Below are 26,745 nucleotides of genomic sequence, written 5' to 3' on the forward strand. Positions count from 1 at the left end.
GTCGACGCCCTGATCGGCGACTGACCCCGGCCCCTGCCCCGTACGCATGCCGGTGCCCCCGTCTCCGGCCGGAGACGGGGGCACCGGCATGCGTACGGGGGTCAGCGGCGCAGGCGGTGGCAGATGTAGGCGAGGGTGCCGAGCAGGAGCCGGGCCTGCGGCAGGCCGCCCGCACCGTCGAGCGCGGGCGGGCGCAGCCAGCTCACCGGACCCAGCCCCGCGTGGTCGGACGGGGGCGCGGTCAGGAAGGAGCCGAGGCCCTGCGCGTGCAGGTCCAGGTCGGCGTCGTCCCAGCCCATCCGGTACAGCAGCTGCGGCAGCTCGGCCGCCGCGCCCGGGGCCACGAAGAACTGGGCCCGGCCGTCCGGGGTGGCGGTGACGGGGCCCAGCGGCAGGCCCATCCGCTCCAGCCGGACCAGCGCCCGGCGCCCGGCCTCCTGGGACACCTCGATGAGGTCGAAGCTGCGGCCCACCGGCAGCAGGACGGCCGCGCCCGGGTACTCGCCCCAGGTCTGCGTGACCTCGTCGAGGGTGGCGCCCGCCGGGACGGTGGGCGCCAGGGGCAGCGGGTGCGCCCCGGGCGCGCCGCACTGCGCACGGCCGCAGGAGCAGTCGCGGGCGGGAGCCGCGGCCCGGGCGCCCGGGACCACGTCCCAGCCCCACAGGCCGGTGTATTCCGCCACCGCCGTGCACTCCGACGTCCGGCCGCGGCGCCGGGAGCCGGATCGGAACTCCTTGGTGCTGCGGCTGCCGCCGATCGTGAAGCCCATGCCCATGCCCCCTCCAACGGGTCGGACGCGCCGGTGGTTACGACGGGGGCGGGACCGGTCGTTCCGCACGGATCCGGGTGAACCGGCACGGCGCACTCCTCGCCGCGCGCCCGGAGCGCACTCCTGTCCAACCGGTCGTTCCGCCTCCCTGTCAAGTGAATCGCGCCCCGGCGGTGGCGAGTTCATTCAAAGGGGTGGCGAATGGTGGCGTTTCTGCGTTCGGGCTCCCCGCAGGGGTGATCGTAGGATTACTTTCGGTGCACGAACCCCGGAGGCAGGCCCGTTCGTGGGTATGCCGGAGGCAAGGTGTGAAGGACTCGTGAAGGTCCGTGGCGGCGACCGCCGCCCCCGCCAGGGTTTCGTGTGAAGAGGCCTGAGCGGATGGGGGCGTTCCAGTGAGCGGCAGCAGCGCAAGCGGAACGAACGCGGAACCGGAGATCCCGGGCGCTGCCGCCCGCAACGAACAACTGACCTCCTGGTTCGTCCGCAGCGGCTGGTCCAAGGGCGAGCTCGCCTGCCAGGTCAACCGGCGAGCCCGCCAGATGGGCGCCCACCACATCAGCACGGACACCTCCCGGGTCCGCCGCTGGCTCGACGGCGAACAGCCCCGCGAGCCGGTCCCGAGGATCCTCTCCGAGCTCTTCTCCGAGCGCTTCGGCTCCGTCGTCGCCATCGAACAGCTCGGGCTGCGCACCGCCCACCAGACCCCGTCCGTCTCCGGCGTCGACCTGCCCTGGGCCGGCCCGCAGACCATCGAGCTGCTCGGTGAGTTCTCCCGCAGCGACCTGATGCTGGCCCGCCGCGGCTTCCTCGGGACCTCCCTCGCCCTCTCCGCCGGCCCCGCCCTCATCGAGCCCATGCAGCGCTGGCTCGTCCCGGTCCCGGCCGCCGATCCGGCACCGCGCGAGGCGGGGGCGGCCGGCGCCCTCGGGGGACACCGGCCGCCCCGGCTGTCCGAACCGGAACTCGGCCTCCTGGAGGCCACCACCGTCATGTTCCGCCAGTGGGACGCCCAGTGCGGGGGCGGACTGCGCCGCAAGGCCGTCGTCGGCCAGCTCCACGAGGTGACCGACCTGCTCCAGGAGAGCCACCCGGCGCCCGTCATGAAACGGCTCTTCAAGGTGGCCGCGGAGCTCGCCGAACTGGCCGGCTGGATGAGTTACGACATCGGCCTGCACCCCACCGCGCAGAAGTACTTCGTCCTCGCCCTGCACGCCGCGAAGGAGGGCGGGGACAAGCCGCTCGGCTCGTACATCCTCTCCAGCATGAGTCGCCAGATGATCCACCTGGGCCGCCCCGAGGACGCCCTGGAGCTCATCCACCTCGCGCAGTACGGCAGCCGCGACTGCGCGGGCCCGCGCACCCAGGCCATGCTGTATGCGATGGAGGCCCGCGCCTACGCCAACATGGGCCAGCCCAGCCGCTGCAACCGGGCCGTCCGCATGGCCGAGGACACCTTCACGGACGTCGGATTCGGCGGCGAGCCCGAACCGGACTGGATCCGCTTCTTCTCCGAGGCCGAACTGAACGGCGAGAACTCCCACTCGTTCCGCGACCTGGCCTACGTCGCCGGCCGCAGCCCCATGTACGCCTCACTCGCGGAACCCGTGATGGAGCGGGCCGTAGCCCTCTTCGAGAAGGACCAGGAGCACCAGCGCTCCTACGCCCTCAACCTCATCGGCATGGCCACGGTCCACCTGCTCCAGCGTGAGCCCGAGCAGGCAGCCGTCCTCGTCGACAAGGCCCTCGACGTGGCGGGAAAGGTGCGGTCCGAACGGGTGAACACCCGGCTGCGCAAGACCGTCGACACCGCTGCCCGCGAGTACGGCGACGTCGCCGAGATCGTCCGGCTGACCGACCACCTCGCCTCCCGGCTCCCGGAAGCCGCGGAGGCCGTCTGACGGCCCTCGCGGCCGCCCCCGGCCCCGGCCGCGGCAGTCACCCCGTGTAGCCCGATCAGGCTCCCCCAGCCAGGTCACCCGGGTGCTGCCGCGGCCGGTCACCTTTTTGCGCCTGGACCGGCGCCGCGTGAACCGGCACCGCTCTCGCGGAGGTGGCTGCTCGCCGCGGTGGTTCCTCGATCCATGGTTGCGGTCGTCCGTCGCAGTTCATCACCCCGTAACAGCCCGGACGCCTTCGTCATCGGCGCGAAACACCGAGCGGCGCCGCCGGAAACCGGCCTGCGCGAATCTCAGGGTCAATAACCGGCCAGCCCCCAGGCCCGGCCCGGGCCCCACCCCTCAGGCCTACGCCCTGCGCCGCTCAGGTTTTCACGATCGCCCGCACGCGAACGTACCGACGACGAGGAGACGCCGATGGCATCAGCCATCACGACCCTCGCGGCAGACGCCCCGACGCTCTCTGCTGCGAACACCGGGTTCATGCTCATCTGCTCCGCCCTGGTCATGCTGATGACCCCGGGCCTCGCCTTCTTCTACGGAGGCATGGTCCGCGTCAAGAGCAGCCTCAACATGCTGATGATGAGCTTCATCAGCCTCGGGATCGTCACGATCCTCTGGGTCCTCTTCGGATTCAGCCTCGCCTTCGGCACCGACTCCGGCTCGCTGATCGGCTGGTCCTCCGACTACGTCGGCCTCAGCGGCATCGGCATCACCGAGCTGTGGGACGGCTACACCATCCCGGTCTACGTCTTCGCCGTCTTCCAGCTGATGTTCGCCGTGATCACCCCCGCCCTGATCAGCGGCGCCCTCGCCGACCGCGTGAAGTTCAGCGCCTGGGCCCTGTTCACCGCCCTGTGGGTCACCGTCGTCTACTTCCCCGTCGCGCACTGGGTCTGGGGCGCCGGAGGCTGGCTGTTCGAGCTCGGCGTCATCGACTTCGCGGGCGGCACCGCCGTCCACATCAACGCCGGCGCCGCCGCCCTCGGCGTGATCCTCGTCATCGGCAAGCGCGTCGGCTTCAAGCGGGACCCGATGCGCCCCCACAGCCTCCCCCTCGTCATGCTCGGCGCCGGCCTGCTGTGGTTCGGCTGGTTCGGCTTCAACGCCGGATCCTGGCTCGGCAACGACGACGGCGTCGGCGCGGTGATGTTCGTCAACACCCAGGTGGCCACCGCCGCCGCCATGCTCGCCTGGCTCGGCTACGAGAAGCTGCGCCACGGCTCCTTCACCACCCTCGGCGCGGCCTCCGGCGCCGTCGCGGGCCTCGTCGCCATCACGCCCTCCGGCGGCTCCTGCTCCCCCCTCGGCGCGATCGGCATCGGCGCCATCGCCGGCCTGCTGTGCGCCATGGCCGTCGGCCTGAAGTACAAGTTCGGCTACGACGACTCCCTCGACGTCGTCGGTGTCCACCTCGTCGGCGGCATCGCCGGCTCCCTCCTCGTCGGCCTCTTCGCCACCGGCGGGGTCCAGTCCGAAGCCAAGGGCCTCTTCTACGGCGGCGGCCTGGAGCAGCTCGGCAAGCAGGCCATCGGAGTCTTCTCCATCCTCGCCTACTCTCTCGTCGCGTCGGCGCTGCTCGCCTTCCTCCTCGACAAGACCATCGGAATGCGGGTCAGTGAGGACGACGAGATCTCCGGCATCGACCAGGTCGAGCACGCCGAGACCGCCTACGACTTCAGCGGAGCCGGAGGCGGCGCCTCCTCCCGGAGCACCGCACCCGTCCCCGTTGCCGCCGCGAGCAAGAAGGTAGACGCATGAAGCTGATCACCGCGATCGTGAAGCCCCACCGGCTGGACGAGATCAAGGACTCCCTCCAGCGGTTCGGGGTCCAGGGGCTCACGGTCTCCGAGGCCAGCGGGTACGGCCGCCAGCGCGGCCACACCGAGGTCTACCGCGGCGCCGAGTACACCGTGGACCTCGTCCCCAAGATCCGCATCGAGGTCGTCGTCGAGGACGACGACGCCGAGTCGGTCATGGAGATCCTGGTCAAGAGTGCCCGTACCGGGAAGATCGGCGACGGCAAGGTGTGGAGCGTCCCCGTGGACGCGCTCATCAGGGTCCGTACCGGCGAACGCGGCGCTGAAGCGCTCTGAGGGACGGGAGCTGCCGGGTGACGAGCGTCGAAGGCACCACCACGGGTGATTCCCACGACCGGTCCGACCCGGGACCCAGCGCCTACGCCGCGGCCCGGCTGCGACTCCTCCAGGAGCAGTCGCAGCCCGGGCCTTCGCGGCGTTCCGCGCTGGCCGGACTGACCGACGACTGGCTGAACGCACTGTTCGCGACCGCCGTACGGGAGACCGGCGTCCGGGGCGCCACCCTCGTCGCCGTCGGCGGCTACGGGCGCGCCGAACTCTCCCCGCGCAGCGATCTCGACCTGCTGCTGCTCCACGACGGCAAGGCCGAGCCGCGCGCCCTGAGCGCGCTCGCCGACCGGCTCTGGTACCCCGTGTGGGACCTCGGCGTCGCCCTCGACCACTCGGTCCGGACCCCGGCCGAGGCCCGCAGAACCGCCGGCGAGGACCTCAAGGTGCACCTCGGGCTCCTGGACGCCCGCCCGGTCGCGGGCGATGCCGGCATGCTGGCGGCCCTGCGCACCTCGGTACTGGCCGACTGGCGCAACCAGGCCGCCAAACGGCTCCCGCAGCTGCACGCCCTGTGCCGGGAGCGGGCCGAGCGGGCCGGGGAGCTGCGCTTCCTGCTCGAACCCGACCTCAAGGAGGCCCGCGGCGGGCTCCGCGACGCCACGGCGCTGCGGGCCGTCGCCGCGTCCTGGCTGGCCGACGCCCCGCGGGAGGGCCTGGCCGAGGCCCGCCGGCGGCTGCTGGACGCCCGCGACGCCCTCCAGCTGGTGACCGGCCGCGCCACCGACCGGCTCGCCCTCCAGGAACAGGACCAGGTCGCGGCGCAGCTGGGGCTGCTCGACGCCGACGCCCTGCTGCGCGAGGTCTACGACGCCGCGCGGATCGTCTCGTACGCCGGCGACGTCACCTGGCGGGAGGTCGGGCGGGTCCTGCGGGCGCGCGCGGCCCGGCCGAGACTGCGGGGGCTCCTGGGGACGCGCGGGGCCGCCGCGGCCGAGCGGGCACCGCTGGCCGAGGGGGTCGTGGAGTCCGACGGCGAGGCCGTACTGGCGCTGGCGGCCCGGCCCGACCGGGACCCGGTCCTGCCGCTGCGGTTCGGGGCCGCGGCCGCGCAGGCGGGCCTGCCGGTGTCGCTGCACGCCGTACGCAGGCTCGCGGCGCAGGCCAGACCGCTGCCGGTGCCGTGGCCCGCGGAGGCGCGGGAGCAACTGCTCACCCTGCTCGGCGCGGGGGAGCCGACCGTGGCCGTGTGGGAGGCCCTGGAGGCGGAGGGGATCATCACCCGGCTGCTGCCCGACTGGGAGCGGGTGCGGTGCCGCCCGCAGCGCAATCCCGTGCACACCTGGACGGTGGACCGGCACCTGGTGGAGACGGCGGTGCGGGCCTCGGCCCTGACCCGCCGGGTGGGCCGCCCGGACCTGCTGCTCATGGCCGCGCTGCTGCACGACATCGGCAAGGGCTGGCCCGGCGACCACTCGGTGGCGGGCGAGACGATCGCCCGCGACGTGGCGGTGCGGGTGGGCTTCGACGCGGAGGACGCCGCCGTGCTGGGCGTGCTCGTACGCCACCACCTGCTGCTGATCGACACCGCGACGCGGCGCGACCTCGACGACCCGGCGACCGTCCAGGCGGTCGCGGAGGCCGTCGGGTCGACCGGCACGCTGGAGATCCTGCACGCCCTGACGGAGGCCGACGCCCTGGCCACCGGACCGGCGGCGTGGAGCGCGTGGCGGGGCTCGCTGGTCGCGGACCTGGTGGCCAGGGTGGCCGCCGTCCTGCGCGGGGCGACGCCGGCGGTGCGCGAGCTGGACATCCCCAGCACCGAACAGGAGCGCCTCGCCGTGGAGGCCCTGCGCACCCGCGAGCCGGTGCTCGCGCTGCACGCCCGGCAGGAGGCGGACGCGGTGGGCGTGGAACTCGTCGTCGCCGTTCCCGACCAGTCGGGGGTGCTCCCGGCGGTGGCGGGCGTCCTCGCCCTGCACCGGCTCACCGTGCGGGCGGCGGACTTGCGCTCGCTGGAGCTGCCCGACCGGCTGGGCGAGGTCCTGGTGCTCAGGTGGCGGGTGGCGGCGGAGTACGGGGCGCTGCCGGAGGGGGCCCGGCTGCGGACGGACCTGGTCCGGGCGCTGGACGGCTCGCTCGACGTCGCGGCGAAGCTGGCCGACCGGGAGGCGGCGTACCCGCGGCGGCGGGGTGTGGTCCCGCCGCCGCCGCGGGTGACGGTGGTGCCGGACGTCTCCTCCCTGGCCACCGTGGTGGAGGTCCGGGCGCCGGACGCGGTGGGGCTGCTGCACCGGATCGGGCGTGCGCTGGAGTCCTGCGGGGTGCGGGTGCGCAGTGCGCACGTGTCGACGCTCGGGGCCAATGCGGTGGACTCGCTGTACGTGGTCGACGGGGACGGCAAACCGCTCACGGCAGTGGCGGCCGCGGCCCTTTCCCGCTCCCTGGAGGCGTCCCTGGCCTGAGGCGGGGCGGGGGCCGGGACGGTTGCCCGGGGGCGGTGGCTGCGGGTGGGGCCGGGGGCGCGGGCGAGCCCGCCGGGCCCCTTGCAGCCTCGCCGGCGTTTGAGGCGCGGGGTCTGGGGCGCAGCCCCAGGGGTTCGGGCGCGGCCCGGCCGGGCCTTCCAGCCCCGCCGGGGTTTGAGGCGGGGGTCCGGTCAGAGCGCGGGGAACGGCTCCGCGCGGGGGCCCCAGGGGGCGGGGTGGCTTCGGAGAGGGGATGCAGGGGTCAGCACCGCGATCGGGCCGATACCCTGGGGGGCGACCACCACGCCCCCGACCCGAGGAATCGCGACCACCGTGTTCGATACGCTTTCCGACCGCCTCAGCGCGACCTTCAAGTCCCTGCGGGGCAAAGGCCGCCTCTCCGAGCAGGACATCGACGCTGCGGCGCGGGAAATCCGTATCGCCCTCCTTGAGGCCGACGTCGCACTCCCCGTCGTCCGCTCCTTCATCGCGAACGTCAAGGAGCGCGCCCGCGGCGAAGAGGTCTCCCGCGCGCTGAACCCGGGCCAGCAGGTCCTGAAGATCGTCAACGACGAGCTCGTCTCGATCCTCGGCGGCGAGACCCGGCGCCTGCGCTTCGCCAAGACCGCGCCCACCGTGATCATGCTCGCCGGTCTCCAGGGTGCCGGTAAGACCACCCTCGCCGGAAAGCTCGGCCTGTGGCTCAGGGGCCAGGGCCACGCCCCGCTCCTCGTGGCGTGTGACCTCCAGCGCCCCAACGCCGTCAACCAGCTCTCCGTGGTCGCGGAGCGGGCCGGTGTGGCCGTGTACGCGCCGCAGCCGGGCAACGGCGTCGGAGACCCGGTCCAGGTGGCCAAGGACTCCGTCGAGTACGCCCGCACCAAGCAGTTCGACATCGTCATCGTCGACACCGCCGGCCGCCTCGGCATCGACCAGGAGCTGATGCAGCAGGCCGCGGACATCCGCGACGCCGTCAGCCCCGACGAGATCCTCTTCGTCGTCGACGCCATGATCGGCCAGGACGCGGTCAACACGGCCGAGGCCTTCCGCGACGGCGTCGGCTTCGACGGCGTCGTGCTCTCCAAGCTCGACGGCGACGCCCGTGGTGGTGCCGCGCTTTCCATCGCGCACGTCACCGGCAAGCAGATCATGTTCGCCTCGAACGGCGAGAAGCTCGACGACTTCGACGCCTTCCACCCCGACCGCATGGCGGGCCGGATCCTCGACATGGGTGACATGCTCACCCTGATCGAGCAGGCCGAGAAGACCTTCAGCCAGGCCGAGGCCGAGAAGATGGCGGCCAAGCTGGCGAAGGGCCCGAAGGAGTTCACGCTCGACGACTTCCTGGCCCAGATGGAGCAGGTCCGCAAGATGGGCTCCATCTCCAAGCTGCTCGGCATGCTCCCCGGCATGGGGCAGATCAAGGACCAGATCAACAACATCGACGAGCGCGACGTGGACCGCACCGCCGCGATCATCAAGTCGATGACCCCGGCCGAGCGCCAGGACCCGCACATCATCAACGGCTCGCGCCGTGCCCGTATCGCCAAGGGCTCCGGCGTCGAGGTCAGCGCCGTCAAGAACCTCGTCGAGCGCTTCTTCGAGGCCCGCAAGATGATGTCCCGCATGGCCCAGGGCGGCGGGATGCCCGGGATGCCGGGCATCCCGGGCATGGGCGGCGGCCCCGGCCGGCAGAAGAAGCAGGTCAAGCAGGCCAAGGGCAAGCGCAAGAGCGGCAACCCGATGAAGCGCAGGGAAGAGGAAGCGGCAGCCGCCGCCCGCCGCGAGCAGGGCGCGCAGCCCGCTTCTCCCGCCGCCGGCAGCCCGTTCGGCCTCCCGGCCGCCGGGCAGCCCGGACAGGACTTCGACCTGCCCGACGAGTTCAAGAAGTTCATGAAGTAGGCGCAGGCATGCGCGCGCGAAGGGCCCCGGCCGGGGGAAGCGGCCGGGGCCCTTCGCGTGGGCTCTGCGGGCGCAGCTGGGCGGTATATCCCTTATGGTCGGCCGGGAGGACGGCAGTGACGGCAGCAAGGAGGCCCCGTGCCCAGCCCCACCCCCGCACCGCCCCGCGACCGGGCCGACACGCCGTGGCGCTCCGAGGGCGCACCGCCCCCGAAGAAGAAGATGCCCGGCGGCTGGCGGGGGCTGGTCCTCACCGCCCTGATCGTCTTCCTGCTGACCAACCTCGTGCTGTCGTTCTTCAACGACGGCGACGAGCCGACCGTCTCGTACACCGAGTTCAGCAAGCAGGTCGCGAGCGGCAACGTCTCGAAGATCTACTCCAAGGGCGATGCCATCCAGGGCGAGCTGAAGGCCGCCCGGCCCGTCCCCGACGGCGCAAAGGGCGACTACAAGAAGTTCGTCACGCAGCGGCCCGCCTTCGCCGACGACGACCTGTGGGCCAACCTCACCAAGCAGAACGTCAACGTCACCGCCTCCCCGGTGGTCGTCCAGCGCAGTTTCCTGGCCAACCTCCTGATCTCCCTCGCCCCGATGCTGCTCCTGGTCCTCCTGTGGGTGCTCATCGCCCGCCGCATGGGCTCGACGATGGGAGGCGGCCTCGGCGGCCTCGGGCGCAAGGGGCCGCCGAAACCGGTGGAGCTGGAGGCGGGCACCCCGCGGACCACGTTCGACGACGTCGCGGGCATCGACGAGGTCGAGGGGGAGCTGAACGACGTCGTCGACTTCCTCAAGAACCCGCAGGAGTACCGGCGGATGGGCGCCCGGATGCCCGGCGGCGTGCTGCTCGCCGGCCTGCCCGGCACCGGGAAGACCCTGCTCGCCCGCGCGGTCGCCGGCGAGGCCGGAGTGCCGTTCTTCTCGGCCTCCGCCTCCGAGTTCATCGAGATGATCGTCGGCGTCGGCGCCTCGCGGGTGCGCGAGCTCTTCGCCGAGGCGCGCAAGGTCGCCCCGTCGATCATCTTCATCGACGAGATCGACACCATCGGCCGGGTCCGCGGGGGCGGGGCGGGCCTCGGCGGCCATGACGAACGCGAGCAGACCCTCAACCAGATCCTGACCGAGATGGACGGCTTCTCCGGCTCGGAGGGCGTGGTCGTCCTCGCCGCCACCAACCGCGCGGACGTCCTGGACCCGGCCCTGACCCGGCCCGGCCGTTTCGACCGCACGGTGATGGTCTCCCCGCCCGACAAGAGCGGCCGCGAGGCCATCCTGCGGATCCACACCCGCGAGATCCCGCTCGCCGCGGGCGTGGACCTGGCCCAGGTGGCCCGTACGACCCCCGGCATGACGGGAGCGGAACTCGCCAACCTCGCCAACGAGGCCGCCCTGCTGGCGGTCAAGCGCAAGCAGCAGACGGTCACCCAGGCCGACCTGTCCGACGCCCTGGAGAAGGTGCAACTGGGCGCGGAGCGGCCCCTCGTGATGCCGCAGGAGGAGCGCCGGCGCACCGCTTACCACGAGAGCGGCCACGCCCTGCTGGGCATGCTCCAGCCCGGCGCCGACCCGGTACGCAAGATCACGATCGTGCCCCGCGGCCGGGCCCTCGGCGTCACGCTGTCGACGCCCGAGGCCGACCGGTACGCCTACACCGAGGAGTACCTGCGCGGACGCATCATCGGCGCGCTGGGCGGCATGGCGGCCGAGCACGTGGTGTACGACGTGATCACCACGGGCTCGGAGAACGACCTCGAACAGGTCACGGGCCTCGTCCGCGGCATGGTGGGCCGGTGGGGCATGAGCGACCGGATCGGCCGCCTCACCGCCATCCCGTCCGACACGCAGAGCCCGTACGGCCTGTCCGCCGCCCCCGCCACCCTCGACGCGGTGGATCACGAGATGCGGCGGATCGTGGACGAGTGCTACGTGGAGGCCTGCCGGCTGCTGCGCGAGCACCGGCCGAAACTCGACGCCCTGGCCGAGGCCCTGCTGGCGAACGAGACCCTGGACGAGCCGGCCGCCTACGCCGCCGCGGGGATCGTCCGTACGGCGAAGTGACCCTCCGGGGCCCGCGGGAGGCGGGCCCCGGCCGCCCGGGCTACGGCCGGCGGGCGATCACGTAGCGGAAGATGTTCGGCAGCCAGACGGCGCCGTCCGGTCGCTCGTACGGGTGAAGGGCCTCGGTCAGCTCCTTCTCGACCTGCGCCGGATCCGAGGCGGTCTCGTACAGGCCCGTGGACAGCAGCCCCCGCACCGCACTGTCCACATCCGCGTACCCGAACGGGCAGAACACCCGTCCCGAACCGTCGGGCACGAGCCCCGCGCCCGCCGCCATCGCGTCCAGGTCGCCCGGTGCCGGCCCGCCGCCCAGGATCACCGGCACCGTGCACCGCTCGGCCGGGCCCCAGTCGGCGAGCACCACCGCCCCGCCCCGTCGGACCGAGGGCAGGGCCGCGGCCAGGGCCTGCGCGGACGGGGAGAAGGCCAGCAGCACGTCGTGGGGCCGCGGGCCGGCCGGGGCGGCGGCCGGCGGCTCCGCCGCGACGTCCAGCAGCCGCTCGCGCGCAAGGGCCCGCCGCGCCGGGTCCGCCTCCACACCCGCGGCCGCGGCTCCCCGCCCGGCGGCCAGCAGCAGGGCCAGACCGGCCCCGCAGTCCAGCCCGAGCAGCCGGTCGCCCGGCCCGACCTCCAGCCGGTCGTAGACCGCCTCGTACAGCGGTACCAGCATCCGTTCCTGGATCTCCGCCCAGTCCCGGGCGACGAGCGTCGCCGTCGGCGTCGGTGTCATCGAAAGAGCGCTCCTGATTCCTTGTCGCCCCCTTGCCCCCGTTGCCAGAGAACTCCCCATTCGCCCCCGCGTCCAGAGGAGTGCGCCACCCGATTCACGCTGGACGCGCCCGGCGCCGTACCATTCGCGCCATGGCAAAGGCTCCCGTTCTCACCCCCCAGGCGGAGGATTTCCCCCGCTGGTACCAGGATCTGATCAACAAGGCCGAGCTGGCCGACAACGGCCCGGTGCGCGGCACCATGGTCATCCGGCCGTACGGCTACGGCCTGTGGGAGCGGATGCAGCAGGAGATGGACGCGCGCATCAAGGACGCGGGCGCCCAGAACGCGTACTTCCCGCTGTTCATCCCGCAGTCGTACCTGACGAGGGAAGCGGAGCACGTCGAGGGCTTCGCCCCCGAGCTCGCGGTCGTCACGCACGGCGGGGGCAAGGAGCTCGAAGAGCCGGTCGTGGTCCGCCCGACCTCCGAGACGATCATCAACGACTACTTCTCCAAGTGGGTGCAGAGCTACCGCGACCTGCCGCTGCTGATCAACCAGTGGGCCAACGTGGTCCGCTGGGAGATGCGCCCGCGCGTGTTCCTGCGTACGAGCGAGTTCCTGTGGCAGGAGGGCCACACGGCCCACGCCACCTACGAGGACGCCCGCGACTACGCCGCCCGGATCCACCGCGACGTCTACGGCGACTTCATGACGAACGTGCTCGGCATCGACGTCGTGCTCGGCCGCAAGACCGCGAAGGAGCGCTTCGCCGGCGCCATCAACACCCTGACGCTTGAGGGCATGATGGGCGACGGCAAGGCCCTCCAGATGGGCACGAGCCACGAGCTCGGCACCAACTTCGCCAAGGCCTTCCACACGCAGTACCTGTCGAAGGAGGGCAAGCAGGAGCTCGTCTGGCAGACCTCCTGGGGCGTCTCCACCCGCATGGTCGGCGGTCTGATCATGTCCCACGGTGACGACAACGGCCTGCGGGTCCCGCCGCGCCTCGCGCACGTCCAGGTCGTCGTCATGGCGATCAAGGGCGACGAGGCCGTCGCGAAGGTCCGCGAGCTGGGCGACCAGCTGAAGGCGGCCGGCATCCGGGTCCAGGTCGACGACCGCGTCGACACCCCCTTCGGCCGCCGCGCCGTGGACTGGGAGCTCAAGGGCGTACCGGTCCGCATCGAGATCGGCCCCCGCGACCTGGAGGCCGGCACCGCGATGCTGGCCCGCCGGATCCCGGGCGGCAAGGAGGCCGTCCAGATCGCCTCCCTCGTGGACCTGCTGCCCAAGGTGCTCGACGAGGACCAGGCGCAGCTGCTGCGCGAGTCCCGCGAGCGCCGGGAGACCCGTACCTCCGACGTCCGCACCATCGAGGAGGCCGCCGAGGCCGCCGTCGCCGGTGGCTGGGCGCGGATCCCGTGGGCCGACCTCGGCCCCGAGGGCGAGGCCAAGCTCGGCGAGCAGGCCGTCTCCGTGCGCTGCCTCATCGCCGAGGACGGGTCGGTTCCGGAGGCGGACGACGCCCCGGGCACCCTCGCGATCGTCGCGCGCTCGTACTGATCGCCCGGTCGCCGACCGCTGACGACTGATGCGCCCCGGCGCGCGGCGCGAGCCGCGCGCCGGGGCCGTCGTCTTTCTGGCCCTCGTTACGTACCGACTCCTCCTGGGATCTGCGCACCCGTCCTCGTCAGGACGCATGAGACTGAACTGACTGGTACGTGCAAAAAATTTGGAATGGCCCGGAATCGGAACACCGGGGCCCCTCGGCTCGTTGTCACGACGTGAGCACGACACCACCTGTTCTCGCCGCAGAGCTGGCGCAGGCGTGGGCCGATATTCAGCGGTACCACCCCGAGCTGCCTGACCTTGCCGCGCCCGAGTCCCTGATCGGAGAGTCCTCGTCCGCATGCGGCGGCGCACTCTCCTTCGAGCGACTGCTGCACGAGGCAGTCCACGGCATCGCCGCCGCCCGCGGGGTGCGCGACACCTCCCGAGCCGGCCGCTACCACAACCGCAGATTCCTCGCGATCGCCGAGGAGATGGGGCTGGACCATTCGGACGAGCCGCATGCGAGCAGCGGCTTCTCTCTGGTCTCGCTCACTCCCGAGGCGAAGCGGCGCTACCGCCCCACCATGGAGCGGCTCCAGCGCGCGCTGAAGGCGCACACCGCCGCCACGTCCGCCGACACCAAGCGCAGCTTCCGCGGGCCCGCCGCCCGGCACGGCTCCTCCGGCGGTGGGGTGCGCGTCAAGGCGGTCTGCGACTGCGGGCGCAATGTGCGGGTGGTCCCGTCCGTACTGGCCCAGGCGCCGATCGTGTGCGGCGGCTGCATGAAGCCGTTCCGCATCCCCGAGACCGCGGTCCCGGCCCTGGCTTCCTGAGCGGACCGCACGGACCGGACGGGGAACGGCAGGGCGCGAGGGAGGGGGCCTACGGCCGCAGGGGCGTGCCCGCATGCCCCTGCTCGCCCTCCCGCGTGAAGCGCTGCAGGCATGTGGCACAATGGCAAGCTGTACTCGACAGTCGCACAGGACCCCTCTCTCCTCCGGCTGACGCGTCCATCGGGCACCCGAGTACCGCAACCCCACGTGGCATCTCATGTGCCCAACCACGTCAAGTTCAGGAGACACCACTCCAGTGGCAGTCAAGATCAAGCTCAAGCGCCTCGGCAAGATTCGCCAGCCGCACTACCGCATCGTCGTCGCCGACGCCCGCACCCGCCGGGACGGTCGCGCGATCGAGGAGATCGGTATCTACCAGCCGACCTACAACCCGTCGCGCATCGAGGTCAACGCCGAGCGTGCGCAGTACTGGCTGTCCGTCGGCGCCCAGCCCACCGAGGCTGTGCTCGCCATCCTGAAGCTGACCGGTGACTGGCAGGCGCACAAGGGCCTCCCGGCCCCCGCGCCGCTGCTGCAGCCGGCGACGAAGGAAGACAAGCGTCGCTCCTTCGACGAGTTCGCCAAGGCCCTTGAGGGCGTCGGCGAGGGCAAGGGCGAGGCCATCACGCAGAAGAAGAAGGCCGACAAGAAGGCGGACGAGGCTGAGGCCACCGCCGAGTCGACCGAGGCCTGAGCATGCTCGAGGAGGCTCTTGAGCACCTCGTGAAGGGCATTGTGGACAACCCCGACGACGTGCAGGTCGCCTCGCGCAACCTGCGTCGCGGGCAGGTGCTTGAGGTACGGGTCCACCCCGACGACCTCGGAAAGGTGATCGGCCGCAACGGCCGCACCGCACGTGCCCTGCGTACCGTCGTGGGCGCCATCGGCGGCCGGGGGATCCGCGTCGACCTCGTCGACGTGGACCAGGTCCGCTGAGCAGTTGAATCACCGGCACGGGCCGGGGAGGGCATACGTGCCCGCCCCGGCCCGTCGTCGTCTGAACAGGAGAGACATGCAGCTGGTAGTCGCGCGGATCGGCCGCGCCCACGGGATCAAGGGTGAGGTCACCGTCGAGGTGCGGACCGACGAGCCGGAGCTGCGGCTCGGGCCCGGCGCCGTACTCCAGACCGAGCCGGCTTCGGCGGGTCCGCTGACCATCGAGACCGGCCGGGTCCACAGCGGCCGGCTCCTGCTCCGCTTCGAGGGCGTCAAGGACCGCACCGCCGCGGAGGCGCTGCGCAACACCCTGCTCATCGCCGAGGTGGACCCCTCGGAGCTGCCGGAGGAGGAGGACGAGTACTACGACCACCAGCTGATGGACCTGGACGTGGTACTGGAGGACGGCACCGAGATCGGCCGGATCACCGAGATCTCTCACCTCCCCTCGCAGGACCTCTTCATCGTCGAACGGCCGGACGGCACCGAGGTGATGATCCCCTTCGTCGAGGAGATCGTCGCCGAGATCGACCTGGAAGAGCAGCGCTGTGTCATCACCCCGCCGCCGGGGCTGATCGACGACCGTGCGGAGATCGTGTCCACGCGTGACAACGGGGCCGAGGCCGGGCGTGACAACGGGGCCGAGGCCGGGGAAGAAGCCTGATGCGTCTCGACGTCGTCACGATCTTCCCCGAGTACCTGGAGCCGCTGAACGTCTCCCTCGTCGGCAAGGCGAGGGCCCGCGGGCAGCTCGACGTACACGTCCACGACCTGCGGGATTGGACCTACGACCGGCACAACACGGTCGACGACACCCCGTACGGCGGCGGGCCCGGCATGGTCATGAAGACCGGGCCCTGGGGCGAGGCCCTCGACGAGGCGCTGGCCGACGGGTACGAGTCCGGCGCGCACGGGCCGGTCATGGTCGTCCCCACGCCCAGCGGCCGCCCGTTCACCCAGGAGCTGGCCGTCGAGCTCTCCGAGCGGCCCTGGCTCCTCTTCACGCCGGCCCGGTACGAGGGCATCGACCGCCGGGTCATGGACGAGTACGCCACGCGGATGCCCGTCTACGAGGTCTCCATCGGCGACTACGTGCTGGCGGGCGGCGAGGCCGCCGTCCTGGTGATCACCGAGGCCGTGGCCCGGCTGCTGCCCGGAGTGCTCGGCAACGCCGATTCGCACCGCGACGACTCCTTCGCACCGGGCGAGATGGAGAACCTGCTGGAGGGGCCGGTCTACACGAAGCCTCCGGAGTGGCGCGGCCGGGGCATCCCCGAGGTGCTGCTCAGCGGCCACCACGGGAAGATCGCCCGCTGGCGCCGGGACGAGGCCTTCCGCCGGACCGCGCAGAACCGTCCCGACCTGATCGAGCGCTGCGAGGCCTCCGCCTTCGACAAGAAGGACCGGGAGATGCTGAGCATCCTGGGCTGGAAGCCGACCGTCGACGGCCGATTTTGGCGCAGGCCCGACGCCGTGGAAGAATAGGTGGCTGCTGTGTGCTCGCGTACGCCCCTGCCACAGGGGGACCGTCGTCCGCGGAGTGGCCCAGCTCCCGAATTCTCTACGGAAATCCGCACCGGCGACCTGTGGCGTCGTGCGAAGAAAGCAGACGAAGAACATGTCTCACCTGCTCGATGGCGTCAACGCCGCCTCGATCCGCTCCGACGTCCCGGCCTTCCGCCCGGGTGACACCGTCAACGTGCACGTCCGCGTGATCGAGGGCAACCGCTCCCGTATCCAGCAGTTCAAGGGCGTTGTCATCCGTCGCCAGGGCTCTGGCGTCTCCGAGACCTTCACCGTTCGCAAGGTCTCCTTCAGCGTCGGCGTGGAGCGCACCTTCCCGGTCAACTCCCCGATCTTCGAGAAGATCGAGCTCGTCACCCGCGGTGACGTGCGTCGCGCCAAGCTGTACTTCCTCCGTGAGCTCCGCGGCAAGGCCGCGAAGATCAAGGAGAAGCGCGACCGCTGATCTCCTCTCCGGTTCCCGGGGTCGGCCGGATAGGCTCGCCCCCGATGGACACCGAAGCAGAGCTCACACAGCGCGGCCACTCCTCCCCCGGCACGGGGGAGGGGCGGCCGCGCTTCGCCCTTTCCGGGCTGCGGGCGTTCATGACCTGGCGGCGGGCCGGCGTGCTCGGCGTCGTCTGCACGGCCTTCCTGCTGCTGTTCGGCAATTTCGTGGTGCAGCCCTTCCTGATCCCCAGCCGGTCGATGGAGCCGACGCTGAAGGTGGGGGACCGGGTGCTCGTGAACAAGCTGGCGTACCGTTTCGGCAGCCGGCCGGCGCGCGGCGACGTGGTGGTCTTCGACGGCACGGGCTCCTTCGTCCCGGAGCGGGCCGGCGCGGGCGCCAACCCGGTCGCCGGGGTCCTGGAGGACGTGGGCTCGGCCCTCGGGCTCGGCGAGCCCTCGGACACCGACTTCGTGAAGCGGGTCGTGGGCGTCGGTGGCGACGACATCGTCTGCTGTGACGCAGGGGGCCGCATCAAGGTCAACGGGGTGGCGCTGGCCGAGCCGTACCTGTACCCGGGCGACGCCCCCTCGAAGGTGCCCTTCCGGATCGTCGTACCCCTGGGCACGCTGTGGGTGATGGGTGATCATCGGTCCCAGTCCCGGGACTCCCGGGACCACCTGGGGGAGCCGGGCGGGGGGATGGTGCCGGTGGAGAAGGTGATCGGGCGGGCCGACTGGGTCGGCTGGCCGGTCTCGCGCTGGGGCGCGACGCGTCAGGACGCGGCGGCCGCCGCCGGTCTCGGCGGCGGGCATGGGTAGCCGGGGCCGCCCGCGCGGCGGGCGGGAGCCGTTGCCCGAGCCGGAGCCCGAGCCGGTTCCGCCGGTGGCCGCGGTGGAGGGCGGCGGGCGGGCCGAGCGGCGCCGACTGGCCCGTCGGGTGCGGCGGCGCAGGCGTACCCGCCGGGTGGGCGAGGTGCCGCTGCTGGTGGTGGTGGCCCTGTGCATCGCCCTCCTCCTCAAGACCTTCCTGGTGCAGGCCTTCTTCATCCCGTCCGGGTCCATGGAGCAGACGATCCGGATCGGCGACCGGGTGCTGGTGGACAAGCTGACCCCCTGGTTCGGCTCCAAGGTGCAGCGCGGCGACGTGGTCGTGTTCAAGGACCCGGGCGGCTGGCTCAAGGGGGAGGCGGCGCGTCCCGCCTCCGACCCGGTCGGCGTCAAGCAGGTCAAGCAGACGCTGACCTTCATCGGCCTGCTGCCCTCGGCCGACGAACAGGACCTGATCAAGCGGGTCATCGGGGTCGGCGGCGACACCGTCCGGTGCTGCGACGCCAAGGGCCGTGTGACCGTCAACGGCTCGCCGCTGGACGAGCCGTACGTCAACCCCGGCAACTCGCCCTCCGACATCCGCTTCGAGGTGCAGGTGCCGGCCAGGCGGCTGTTCGTCATGGGCGACCACCGGGCCAACTCGGCGGATTCGCGCTTCCACCTCGACGAGCCCTTCCAGGGCACCATCGACGAGAAGGGCGTGGTGGGTCAGGCGGTGGTGATCGCATGGCCGTTCGACCACTGGCGGCGGCTGGATCAGCCCGCGACCTTCCGTACGGTGCCCGATCAGGCACGCAGCGGGCGACGCGGCCGCCGGGCGCGCCGCCGGACCGCGCCGTTCGCATAGTGTGTCCTGGGTCTCCCGCGCCTTAGGGAACTCCCGCTCGTTAGGGGAGGGGAGGGCCCGTGTCCGATCGGCGCGGGCGGCGATTCCGAGTGAGGAGTGGATGTGGGGGATGTGGCGGTAGGCGCGCGATCCGGACGCGACGAAGGCGAGGAGCGGCCGGACGATGCCGTCGAGCGCGAGACCGGGAAGGACGGCGAGGAAGCCGCGGCGCGCCCGCACCGGTCCTTCTGGAAGGAGCTCCCGCTCCTCGTCGGTATCGCCCTGCTGCTGGCCCTGCTGATCAAGACCTTCCTGGTCCAGGCGTTCTCGATCCCTTCCGATTCGATGCAGAACACCCTGCAGCGCGGTGACCGGGTGCTGGTGGACAAGCTGACCCCGTGGTTCGGCTCGGAGCCCGAGCGCGGTGAGGTCGTGGTCTTCCACGACCCGGCGAACTGGCTGTCCGGCGAGCCCACCCCGGAGCCGAACTTCGCGCAGCAGATCCTCAGCAAGATCGGCCTGATGCCGTCGGCCGACGAGAAGGACCTGATCAAGCGGACCATCGCCATCGGCGGTGACACGGTCGAGTGCAAGAAGGGGGGACCGGTCGTCGTCAACGGCAAGCCGCTCGACGAGCCGTACATCTTCCCCGGCAACACCCCCTGTGACGACGCCCCCTTCGGCCCGATCACCGTCCCCAAGGGCAAGATCTGGGTCATGGGCGACCACCGGCAGAACTCGCAGGACTCCCGCTACCACATGCAGGACTCCACCCAGGGCTTCGTGCCGGTCGACAAGGTGGTCGGGCGGGCCGTGGTGGTCGCGTGGCCGGTCACCCGTTGGGCGACCCTGCCCGTCCCGGAGACCTTCGACCAGCCGGGCATCGGCAACCAGGCCGCGGCCGCGGCCCTCGGCCTCGGGGCCTCGGGCCTGGCTCCGGTCGGGCTCGGTCCGGCCGCACTGGGGCTGACCGGCGCCGTGCCGCTCGTGATGTGGCGCAGGCGGAGGCTGACCTCCGGGCGTACCGGCAGGTAGGGTGCCGCCCAGGTCGTCGATCCCGAAAGTGTGGGGGCGCTGCAATGGGCGGAACGCAGGACAGCGGTACGGAGCACATACGCAGGGCCAAGGGCGGCCGCGGCGGTCTCGGCAACGTGATGTCGGGCATCGCCGTGGCCATCGGCTTCGTGCTCTTCCTGGGCGGCTTCGTGTGGGGCGCGTTCGTGTACCAGCCGTACACCGTGCCCACCGACTCGATGATGCCGACCGTCAAGCCCGGCGACCGGGTCCTCGCCCAGCGGATCGACGGCGGCGAGGTGCGCCGCGGGGACGTGGTCATCTTTACTGATGCCATGTGGAGTGACTCGCCCATGGTCAAGCGGGTCGTCGGCATCGGCGGGGACACCGTGAAGTGCTGCGGCCAGGGCGGCAGGCTGACGGTCAACGGCAAGGAGCTCGACGAGCCGTACATCGAGCACACGCCGAAGCCGGAGCCCGGGGCCGAGGGTACGGCGGCGGGGATCCCCGGTGCGGCCTCGAACACTCCGTTCGAGGTGGCGGTGCCCGAGGGCAACCTGTTCCTGCTGGGCGACCGGCGTTCCGCCTCCCTGGACTCCCGGGCGCACCTGCAGGAGGCCGGCCAGGGGACCGTGGCCCGCTCGACGGTGCAGGCCCGCGTCGACGCCCTGGCCTGGCCCTCGATGAGCATGCTCGAACGCCCCGGGACGTACGCCGCCCTGCCCGGCGGGACCTCGCGGCCCGGCCCGCTGCGGCTCCAGCTCGCGGCCGTGGCCGCCGGGGCCGCGCTGGTGGTGCTGGGAGCGGCGTACGGCCCTCTCGCACGGGTCCTGGGGCGCGGGCGGCGGGAGACGCGGGCCGGTGCCCGCTGACCCGGCCGCGGCGGACGGCCCCCGCAAGGTGTCCCGGGTGATCCTCCTGGACCCCGAGGACCGGATCCTCCTGCTGCACGGCTTCGAACCGGACGACCCGGCCGACACGTGGTGGTTCACCCCGGGCGGAGGGCTGGAGGGCGGGGAGACCCGGGAACAGGCCGCCCTGAGGGAGCTCGCCGAGGAAACCGGGATCACCGAGGTGGAGCTGGGGCCGCTGCTGTGGCGCCGGTACTGCTCCTTCCCCTTCGACGGGCGGCGCTGGGAGCAGGACGAGTGGTACTACCTGGCCAGAACGACCCAGACGCGCACCGAGATGGGCGGGCTGACCGAGCTGGAGAGGCGCAGCATGGCCGGGGCGAGATGGTGGACTTCCGAGGAACTTCTCGCGGCCCGTGAGACGGTGTACCCGACCAGACTCGCCGAGCTGCTCCGGACGCTGCTCGACAACGGCCCTCCCGGTGCGCCGGTGCTCCTGGCCCCGGAAATCGTTTAGGGGCGCACGGGCCTGGCGCACAATGGGGGGACGCACGGCTGAAGGGGAACATGCCATGAGCGCCGAGGACCTCGAAAAGTACGAGACCGAGATGGAGCTGAAGCTCTATCGGGAGTACCGCGACGTCGTCGGGCTGTTCAAGTACGTGATCGAGACGGAACGTCGTTTCTACCTGACGAACGACTACGAAATGCAGGTGCACTCGGTCCAGGGGGAGGTGTTCTTCGAGGTCACCATGGCCGACGCCTGGGTGTGGGACATGTACCGGCCGGCCCGCTTCGTCAAGCAGGTGCGGGTGCTGACCTTCAAGGACGTGAACATCGAGGAGCTCAACAAGACCGATCTGGAGCTCCCGGGCAGCTGATCCGCGGCGCGCGGCCGCTCGCCCAGGGGTCCGTCCCCCGCAGGAGTGAGCGGGTTGTCCACAATGGCCCGGCTATCCACCAAGATCCACTCGGTGGGCGGCCGCGCGGCATCGTCGGTACCGGAGGTGGTGCCGGATGAACGCGAAGGGCGTGGCACAGCAGGCATTGGGGCGGTACGGGGAGGAGCTCGCGGCCCGGCGGCTCACCGAGGCCGGGATGACGGTGATCGCCAGAAACTGGCGGTGCCGCAGCGGGGAGATCGACATCGTCGCGCGGGACGGGGACGCCCTCGTCGTGTGCGAGGTCAAGACCCGCCGGGCGGGAGACTTCGAGCACCCCATGGCCGCCGTCCGCCCGGGCAAGGCCGAGCGGTTACGCCGACTCGCCGGCCGCTGGCTCGCCGACCACGGCGGGCCGCCCGCGGGCGGGGTGCGCATCGACCTGGTGGGGGTCCTGCTGCCGCGGCGCGGTGCGCCCGTGGTGGAGCACGTCAGGGGGGTGGCCTGATGGGGTTCGCGCGGGCCTGCTCGGTGGCCTTGGTGGGCGTCGACGGCGTGGTGGTCGAGGTGCAGGCCGATCTGGAGCCCGGGGTCGCCGCCTTCACCCTGGTGGGACTGCCCGACAAGACCCTGGTCGAGAGCCGGGACCGGGTGCGGGCCGCCGTCGTGAACTCGGGGGCGGCGTGGCCGCAGAAGAAGCTGACGGTCGGGCTCAGCCCCGCCTCCGTGCCGAAAGCGGGCGCGGGCTTCGATCTGGCGGTGGCGGTGGCCGTGCTGGGCGCCGCCGAGGTGCTCGACCCCGGGGTGATCGCCGACCTGGTGCTCATCGGGGAGCTGGGGCTGGACGGCCGGGTGCGTCCGGTGCGGGGCATCCTCCCGGCGGTTCTCGCCGCCGCCGACGCGGGGTACCGCCATGTGGTCGTGCCCCAGCAGTGCGCCGCCGAGGCCATGCTCGTCCCGGACGTCTCCGTGCTCGGGGTGCGCAGCCTGCGCCAGCTGATCGCGGTCCTGACCGACACGGCCGTACCGGAGGAGGATCCGCCGGAGCCGCCGGGGCGCCCGGACCCGATACTGGCGGGCCTGGTGGTCCCGGGCGCGGGACTGGGGACGGGGATCACCCGCGAGCGGGCCGCGGGCGGGGGCGCACCGGACTTCCCCGACCTCGCGGACGTCGCCGGTCAGCACGGCGCCCGCAGGGCCCTGGAGGTGGCCGCTTCAGGGGGCCACCACCTCTTCCTCAGCGGGCCCCCGGGCGCAGGCAAGACGATGCTGGCCGAGCGGATCCCCTGGGTCATGCCGCCGCTCACCCGCCAGGACTCCCTGGAGGTCACGGCCGTCCACTCGGTCGCGGGAATCCTGCCGCCCGGCGAACCCCTCGTCGCGCGGCCCCCGTACTGCGCGCCCCACCACTCGGCCACCATGCAGTCCCTCGTCGGCGGCGGGGCCGGGGTGCCGAGGCCGGGGGCGGTCTCCCTGGCCCACCGGGGGGTGCTCTTCCTGGACGAGGCCGCGGAGTTCAGTGCCAAGGCGCTGGACGCGCTGCGCCAGCCCCTCGAATCGGGGCACGTGGTCATCGCCCGGGCCGCCGGGGTGGTGCGGCTGCCGGCCGCCTTCCTGCTGGTGCTCGCGGCGAACCCCTGCCCGTGCGGGCGGCACACCCTGCACGGCACCGGATGCGACTGCCCGCCCTCGGTGGTCCGGCGCTACCAGGCCAGGCTGTCGGGCCCGCTGCTCGACCGGGTCGACCTGCGGGTGGCGGTCGAGCCCGTCACCCGCGCCGACCTGCTCGGACGCGGCGGGCGGGGGGAGGACACCGCCGCCGTCGCCGAGCGGGTGCGGGAGGCCCGTGACCGGGCCGCCTCCCGGCTCGCCGACACCCCCTGGCGGCTCAACGCCGAGGTGCCCGGGCACGAGCTGCGGACCCGCTGGCAGGCCGCCCCGGGCGCGCTGGCCCAGGCCGAGCGGGACATGGAGCGCGGGCTGCTCACCGCCCGCGGCCTGGACCGGGTCCTCCGGGTCGCCTGGACGGTGGCCGACCTGCGCGGCCGGGACCGGCCCGACGCCCTGGACGTGGCGGTCGCCCTGGAACTGCGGACCGGTGTGGCCCGCGGCGCGGCCCTGGCCACGGGACCCGGGTCATGACCGGCCGCAGCCCCGGCCGCCCCGCGGCTGCGCCGGGCGGTCCCGGGCCCGGGGGAGGGCAGCCGCTCGAAGCGCCCGGGATGCCGGTCGGATCGGGCGGTGCGCGGGGCGCGGCCGGGCCGGGCGCCGCTGCGGAGGACGAAAGGGAGGCCCGGGCCGCGCTGACCCGGGTGCTGGAGCCCGGCGAGGAACACGGCGGGCGCTGGCTGCGCGAGCACGGCGCCGTCGGGCTGATGCGGCTGCTGACCGGCCCGGAGCCGGAGCCGGAGGTGCTGACCGGGGTGGGCAGGCAGCGGCTCGCGGGATACCGCAGACGGGCGGCGCTGGCGGACCCCGGGCGGGACCTCGCGGCCGCCGCCGAGTGGGGCGGCCGGTTCATCTGCCCCGGCTCCCCGCAGTGGCCGTCCCAGCTGGACGACCTCGGCGACGCCCGGCCCGTCGGCCTCTGGGTGCGGGGCCGCCCGGATCTGCGGACCTGGGCGCTGCGCTCGGTCGCCCTCGTCGGGGCCCGTGCGTGCACCCCGTACGGGGCGCACATGGCCCAGACCCTGGCCGCGGGCCTCGCCGAGCGGGGCTGGGTGGTGGTGTCCGGGGCGGCGTACGGGATCGACGCCGCCGCCCACCGCGGGGCGCTCGCCTCCGGCGGAGCCACCGCCGCGGTGCTGGCCTGCGGGGTGGACGTGGCCTATCCCCGCGGGCACACCGAGCTCCTCGGCCGGATCGCCGGGCAGGGGCTGGTGCTCGGGGAGCTGCCGCCGGGCAGCCACCCGACCCCCAGCCGGTTCGTCCTGCGCAACCGGGTCATCGCCGCCCTCACCCGGGGCACCGTCGTGGTGGAGGCGGCGCACCGCAGCGGGTCCCTGGTCACCGCCCGGCGGGCCGCGCAGCTCGGCCGCTTCACCATGGGGGTGCCCGGGCCGGCCACCAGCGGGCTCTCCGCGGGGGTGCACGAGCTGCTGCGCGGGGAGGCGGTGCTCGTCACGGACGCCGCCGAGGTGGTCGAGCTGGTGGGCGGCATGGGCGAGCTGGCCCCCGAGCGGCGCGGCCCCGTCCTCGCGCGCGACCTGCTGCACCGGGACACCGCGCGCGTACTGGAGGCGCTGCCGGCCGGCCGCCCCGCGCAGCTGGAGGAGCTCGCCCTCGCCGCGGGCACCGACACCGATGAAGTCATCGGCAGACTGTACGAACTTCACTCTCTGGGGTTCGTCGAACGGCAGGGCGACGGATGGCGGTTGACCCCGCGTCCGCACGAGGGAGGCACACGAACCGGTGGCATCCGGCGAGGCGGTCATTGACCTGGGGTGTTCCGGTGAAAGAGTGAAGCCGATGAGAGACGCGGTCTTCCAGGTGGCAGCCGCCGGGACCGAGCGCCAGGCGCCGGTCCCGGGCCGCCCGCGCGAGCCGGACGGCCCTTGGGGCCCCGTGCGATCCCGTACTCTTCGCGCACCGCGACACTTCCGTCACGCTACGCTCCCAAGGAATCCGGCTCCGGCAAAGGCGAAGCATGCCCCAGCACACCTCAGGGTCTGACCGCGCAGCGGTGCCCCCCGCTGCCCGCGGCAGCGTGCGGTCCACCGCGCTCTCGTCCCTGGAGGCGCTGTGGCGCTCGTACAAGGACACGGGCGACGAACGGCTGCGGGAGCAGCTGATCCTGCACTACTCGCCGCTCGTGAAGTACGTGGCCGGCCGCGTCAGCGTGGGGCTGCCGCCCAACGTGGAGCAGGCCGACTTCGTCTCCTCCGGGGTGTTCGGACTGATCGACGCCATCGAGAAGTTCGACATCGACCGGTCCATCAAGTTCGAGACGTACGCGATCACCCGGATCCGCGGGGCGATGATCGACGAGCTGCGGGCGCTGGACTGGATCCCCCGCTCGGTCCGGCAGAAGGCCCGGGCCGTGGAGCGGGCGTACGCCACGCTCGAAGCCCAGTTGAGGCGCACCCCGACCGAGCACGAGGTCGCGGGCGAGATGGGCATCGGGGTGGAGGAACTCCACACGATCTTCAGCCAGTTGTCGCTGGCGAACGTGGTCGCCCTTGAGGAGCTGCTGCACGCAGGCGGAGAGGGCGGCGACCGCCTGTCGCTGATGGACACCCTGGAGGACACCGCCGCCGACAACCCGGTGGAAGTCGCCGAGGACCGCGAGCTGCGCCGGCTGCTGGCCCGGGCCATCAACACGCTGCCCGAGCGGGAGAAGACCGTCGTGACCCTCTACTACTACGAGGGTCTGACGCTCGCCGAGATCGGCAATGTCCTCGGTGTGACCGAGAGCCGCGTCAGCCAGATCCACACCAAGTCGGTACTCCAACTCCGCGCGAAACTGGCGGATGTCGGGCGGTGACCTTGCGGGACATCCGTAGAGTGGACGCGTGCCCAGGATTCGAGCGGCCTCCGTGGCCGAGCACCGGTCGATGCAGCGCGGCGCCCTGCTGGACGCCGCGCGCGCCCTGTTGTCCGAAGGCGGGACGGAAGCGCTGACCTTCCCCGCTCTGGCGGAGCGGACGGGCCTGGCCCGCTCCTCCGTGTACGAGTACTTCCGTTCCCGCGCCGCCGTGGTCGAAGAGCTGTGCGCGATGGACTTCCCCGTCTGGGCCGCCGAGATCGAGGCCGCCATGGCCGCGGCGCCGACGCCGGAGGCGAAGATCGAGGCGTACGTGCGCAGCCAGCTGGAGCTGGTGGGGGACCGGCGCCACCGGGCGGTGGTGGCCATCTCGGCCAGCGAGCTGGACGCGGGCGCCCGGGAGAAGATCCGCGCCGCGCACGGGCAGCTGGTGGAGATGATCGTGGAGGCCCTCGCGGCCCTCGGCCAGCAGCAGCCCCGGCTCGCCGCGATGCTGCTCCAGGGCGTGGTCGACGCGGCGGTGCGGCGGATCGAACTGGGCGCCGCCGAAAACCCGGACCAGGTGACGGAGACGGCGGTCTCCATGGCCCTGCGGGGCGTCCGGGGCTAGGCAGTTTCGTTTGGATCACCGGGCGGACCAGAGGAAGATGCCCGCGATGTGGAGCCCGGCCAGGTAGATGGTGGCGGTCTTCTCGTAGCGG

General features: G+C 72.6%; 25 protein-coding genes and 1 pseudogene. 24 read left to right on the forward strand and 2 right to left on the reverse strand.

The window, feature by feature from the left end; all coding sequences use genetic code 11:
• Window positions 1-101 precede the first annotated feature (101 nt).
• Window positions 102-770 (reverse strand): bifunctional DNA primase/polymerase, encoded by a 669-nt coding sequence (locus tag AB0B01_RS27810; protein ID WP_356847718.1) that lies wholly within the window; start codon window positions 768-770, stop codon window positions 102-104.
• Between the two features lie 437 nt (window positions 771-1,207).
• Between AB0B01_RS27810 and AB0B01_RS27815 the strand changes: the two genes are divergently transcribed.
• The 6 genes from AB0B01_RS27815 (at window position 1,208) to ftsH (ending at window position 11,177) form a co-directional block, all read left to right on the forward strand.
• Window positions 1,208-2,671, forward strand: a complete 1,464-nt coding sequence (locus tag AB0B01_RS27815) for a hypothetical protein (protein WP_361724733.1) — start codon at window positions 1,208-1,210, stop codon at window positions 2,669-2,671.
• A 414-nt stretch (window positions 2,672-3,085) separates the two neighbouring features.
• The gene (locus AB0B01_RS27820; RefSeq protein WP_361724686.1) at window positions 3,086-4,429 is read left to right on the forward strand and encodes an ammonium transporter; all 1,344 of its coding nucleotides are present in this window, start codon (window positions 3,086-3,088) and stop codon (window positions 4,427-4,429) included.
• Window positions 4,426-4,764, forward strand: coding sequence for a P-II family nitrogen regulator (locus tag AB0B01_RS27825; protein WP_361724689.1), 339 nt, complete (start codon window positions 4,426-4,428; stop codon window positions 4,762-4,764). The genes AB0B01_RS27820 and AB0B01_RS27825 overlap by 4 nt, the downstream gene beginning before the upstream one ends.
• 17 nt (window positions 4,765-4,781) lie before the next feature.
• Window positions 4,782-7,220: a [protein-PII] uridylyltransferase gene (locus tag AB0B01_RS27830; RefSeq protein WP_361724692.1), complete on the forward strand. Its 2,439-nt coding sequence runs from the start codon at window positions 4,782-4,784 to the stop codon at window positions 7,218-7,220.
• 333 nt (window positions 7,221-7,553) lie between these two features.
• The gene (gene ffh, locus AB0B01_RS27835) at window positions 7,554-9,122 is read left to right on the forward strand and encodes a signal recognition particle protein (protein ID WP_361724695.1); all 1,569 of its coding nucleotides are present in this window, start codon (window positions 7,554-7,556) and stop codon (window positions 9,120-9,122) included.
• A 222-nt stretch (window positions 9,123-9,344) separates the two neighbouring features.
• The gene (ftsH, locus tag AB0B01_RS27840; RefSeq protein WP_361724736.1) at window positions 9,345-11,177 is read left to right on the forward strand and encodes an ATP-dependent zinc metalloprotease FtsH; all 1,833 of its coding nucleotides are present in this window, start codon (window positions 9,345-9,347) and stop codon (window positions 11,175-11,177) included.
• 40 nt (window positions 11,178-11,217) lie between these two features.
• On the opposite strand, the gene AB0B01_RS27845 is transcribed toward ftsH, so the two are convergent.
• Window positions 11,218-11,907 (reverse strand): methyltransferase type 11, encoded by a 690-nt coding sequence (locus tag AB0B01_RS27845; RefSeq protein WP_361724698.1) that lies wholly within the window; start codon window positions 11,905-11,907, stop codon window positions 11,218-11,220.
• 131 nt (window positions 11,908-12,038) lie between these two features.
• Between AB0B01_RS27845 and proS the strand changes: the two genes are divergently transcribed.
• The 18 genes and pseudogenes from proS to AB0B01_RS27935 all read left to right on the forward strand — a co-directional run bounded on the left by proS (window position 12,039) and on the right by AB0B01_RS27935 (window position 26,654).
• A complete protein-coding gene (proS, locus tag AB0B01_RS27850; RefSeq protein WP_361724701.1) occupies window positions 12,039-13,451 on the forward strand; it encodes a proline--tRNA ligase in 1,413 nt (470 codons plus the stop codon).
• Between the two features lie 221 nt (window positions 13,452-13,672).
• Window positions 13,673-14,272 (forward strand): hypothetical protein, encoded by a 600-nt coding sequence (locus tag AB0B01_RS27855; RefSeq protein WP_356847729.1) that lies wholly within the window; start codon window positions 13,673-13,675, stop codon window positions 14,270-14,272.
• Between the two features lie 256 nt (window positions 14,273-14,528).
• On the forward strand, window positions 14,529-14,966 hold the full coding sequence (rpsP, locus tag AB0B01_RS27860; RefSeq protein ID WP_361724703.1) for a 30S ribosomal protein S16: 438 nt from the start codon (window positions 14,529-14,531) through the stop codon (window positions 14,964-14,966).
• A 2-nt stretch (window positions 14,967-14,968) separates the two neighbouring features.
• On the forward strand, window positions 14,969-15,208 hold the full coding sequence (locus AB0B01_RS27865; RefSeq protein WP_007266827.1) for an RNA-binding protein: 240 nt from the start codon (window positions 14,969-14,971) through the stop codon (window positions 15,206-15,208).
• 76 nt (window positions 15,209-15,284) lie between these two features.
• Entirely contained in the window at window positions 15,285-15,872 is a 588-nt protein-coding gene (gene rimM, locus AB0B01_RS27870) for a ribosome maturation factor RimM (RefSeq protein ID WP_361724706.1), read from the forward strand.
• Window positions 15,872-16,693 (forward strand): tRNA (guanosine(37)-N1)-methyltransferase TrmD, encoded by an 822-nt coding sequence (gene trmD, locus AB0B01_RS27875; RefSeq protein ID WP_361724709.1) that lies wholly within the window; start codon window positions 15,872-15,874, stop codon window positions 16,691-16,693. Before rimM ends, trmD begins: the two co-directional genes overlap by 1 nt.
• Before the next feature lie 133 nt (window positions 16,694-16,826).
• Entirely contained in the window at window positions 16,827-17,177 is a 351-nt protein-coding gene (rplS, locus tag AB0B01_RS27880; protein ID WP_356847732.1) for a 50S ribosomal protein L19, read from the forward strand.
• Between the two features lie 44 nt (window positions 17,178-17,221).
• Entirely contained in the window at window positions 17,222-17,980 is a 759-nt protein-coding gene (lepB, locus tag AB0B01_RS27885) for a signal peptidase I (RefSeq protein ID WP_361724712.1), read from the forward strand.
• Window positions 17,973-19,009: pseudogene (gene lepB / locus AB0B01_RS27890) on the forward strand (signal peptidase I); the annotation flags it as partial. The gene lepB (AB0B01_RS27885) and the pseudogene lepB (AB0B01_RS27890), both read left to right, overlap by 8 nt.
• A complete protein-coding gene (gene lepB, locus AB0B01_RS27895) occupies window positions 18,948-19,850 on the forward strand; it encodes a signal peptidase I (RefSeq protein ID WP_361724715.1) in 903 nt (300 codons plus the stop codon). The pseudogene lepB (AB0B01_RS27890) and the gene lepB (AB0B01_RS27895), both read left to right, overlap by 62 nt.
• 44 nt (window positions 19,851-19,894) lie before the next feature.
• Window positions 19,895-20,701, forward strand: coding sequence for a signal peptidase I (gene lepB, locus AB0B01_RS27900; protein ID WP_361724718.1), 807 nt, complete (start codon window positions 19,895-19,897; stop codon window positions 20,699-20,701).
• A complete protein-coding gene (locus AB0B01_RS27905) occupies window positions 20,691-21,197 on the forward strand; it encodes an NUDIX hydrolase (RefSeq protein ID WP_361724721.1) in 507 nt (168 codons plus the stop codon). Before lepB (AB0B01_RS27900) ends, AB0B01_RS27905 begins: the two co-directional genes overlap by 11 nt.
• Before the next feature lie 55 nt (window positions 21,198-21,252).
• Window positions 21,253-21,561, forward strand: coding sequence for a DUF2469 domain-containing protein (locus AB0B01_RS27910; RefSeq protein ID WP_179178094.1), 309 nt, complete (start codon window positions 21,253-21,255; stop codon window positions 21,559-21,561).
• Between the two features lie 136 nt (window positions 21,562-21,697).
• A complete protein-coding gene (locus AB0B01_RS27915) occupies window positions 21,698-22,069 on the forward strand; it encodes a YraN family protein (RefSeq protein WP_361724724.1) in 372 nt (123 codons plus the stop codon).
• Window positions 22,069-23,703 carry a YifB family Mg chelatase-like AAA ATPase gene (locus AB0B01_RS27920; RefSeq protein WP_361724727.1) on the forward strand — a complete coding sequence of 545 codons (1,635 nt, stop codon included), beginning with the start codon at window positions 22,069-22,071 and terminating at the stop codon, window positions 23,701-23,703. The genes AB0B01_RS27915 and AB0B01_RS27920 overlap by 1 nt, the downstream gene beginning before the upstream one ends.
• 80 nt (window positions 23,704-23,783) lie before the next feature.
• On the forward strand, window positions 23,784-24,998 hold the full coding sequence (gene dprA / locus AB0B01_RS27925) for a DNA-processing protein DprA (RefSeq protein WP_361724739.1): 1,215 nt from the start codon (window positions 23,784-23,786) through the stop codon (window positions 24,996-24,998).
• Window positions 24,999-25,207: 209 nt separating this feature from the next.
• Window positions 25,208-26,044, forward strand: coding sequence for an RNA polymerase sigma factor WhiG (whiG, locus tag AB0B01_RS27930; protein ID WP_361724730.1), 837 nt, complete (start codon window positions 25,208-25,210; stop codon window positions 26,042-26,044).
• Window positions 26,045-26,096: 52 nt separating this feature from the next.
• Entirely contained in the window at window positions 26,097-26,654 is a 558-nt protein-coding gene (locus AB0B01_RS27935; RefSeq protein ID WP_361724742.1) for a TetR/AcrR family transcriptional regulator, read from the forward strand.
• The last annotated feature ends 91 nt before the right edge of the window (window positions 26,655-26,745 follow it).

It is taken from the genome of Streptomyces sp. NPDC044571 (assembly GCF_040647115.1).
In the GTDB taxonomy this organism is placed as follows: Bacteria; Actinomycetota; Actinomycetes; order Streptomycetales; family Streptomycetaceae; genus Streptomyces.

What these genes read in the sequence shown, in the direction of transcription:
- whiG (WP_361724730.1), top strand. Translation starts at nt 25,208, where the DNA reads ATGCCCCAGCACACCTCAGGGTCTGACCGCGCAGCGGTGCCCCCCGCT.
- AB0B01_RS27865 (WP_007266827.1), top strand. Translation starts at nt 14,969, where the DNA reads ATGCTCGAGGAGGCTCTTGAGCACCTCGTGAAGGGCATTGTGGACAAC.
- dprA (WP_361724739.1), top strand. Translation starts at nt 23,784, where the DNA reads ATGCCGGTCGGATCGGGCGGTGCGCGGGGCGCGGCCGGGCCGGGCGCC.
- proS (WP_361724701.1), top strand. Translation starts at nt 12,039, where the DNA reads ATGGCAAAGGCTCCCGTTCTCACCCCCCAGGCGGAGGATTTCCCCCGC.
- AB0B01_RS27915 (WP_361724724.1), top strand. Translation starts at nt 21,698, where the DNA reads ATGAACGCGAAGGGCGTGGCACAGCAGGCATTGGGGCGGTACGGGGAG.
- AB0B01_RS27810 (WP_356847718.1), bottom strand. Translation starts at nt 770, where the DNA reads ATGGGCTTCACGATCGGCGGCAGCCGCAGCACCAAGGAGTTCCGATCC.
- rplS (WP_356847732.1), top strand. Translation starts at nt 16,827, where the DNA reads ATGTCTCACCTGCTCGATGGCGTCAACGCCGCCTCGATCCGCTCCGAC.
- lepB (WP_361724718.1), top strand. Translation starts at nt 19,895, where the DNA reads ATGGGCGGAACGCAGGACAGCGGTACGGAGCACATACGCAGGGCCAAG.
- AB0B01_RS27825 (WP_361724689.1), top strand. Translation starts at nt 4,426, where the DNA reads ATGAAGCTGATCACCGCGATCGTGAAGCCCCACCGGCTGGACGAGATC.
- lepB (WP_361724712.1), top strand. Translation starts at nt 17,222, where the DNA reads ATGGACACCGAAGCAGAGCTCACACAGCGCGGCCACTCCTCCCCCGGC.
- AB0B01_RS27910 (WP_179178094.1), top strand. Translation starts at nt 21,253, where the DNA reads ATGAGCGCCGAGGACCTCGAAAAGTACGAGACCGAGATGGAGCTGAAG.
- ftsH (WP_361724736.1), top strand. Translation starts at nt 9,345, where the DNA reads ATGCCCGGCGGCTGGCGGGGGCTGGTCCTCACCGCCCTGATCGTCTTC.
- AB0B01_RS27820 (WP_361724686.1), top strand. Translation starts at nt 3,086, where the DNA reads ATGGCATCAGCCATCACGACCCTCGCGGCAGACGCCCCGACGCTCTCT.
- trmD (WP_361724709.1), top strand. Translation starts at nt 15,872, where the DNA reads ATGCGTCTCGACGTCGTCACGATCTTCCCCGAGTACCTGGAGCCGCTG.
- AB0B01_RS27920 (WP_361724727.1), top strand. Translation starts at nt 22,069, where the DNA reads ATGGGGTTCGCGCGGGCCTGCTCGGTGGCCTTGGTGGGCGTCGACGGC.
- AB0B01_RS27845 (WP_361724698.1), bottom strand. Translation starts at nt 11,907, where the DNA reads ATGACACCGACGCCGACGGCGACGCTCGTCGCCCGGGACTGGGCGGAG.
- rimM (WP_361724706.1), top strand. Translation starts at nt 15,285, where the DNA reads ATGCAGCTGGTAGTCGCGCGGATCGGCCGCGCCCACGGGATCAAGGGT.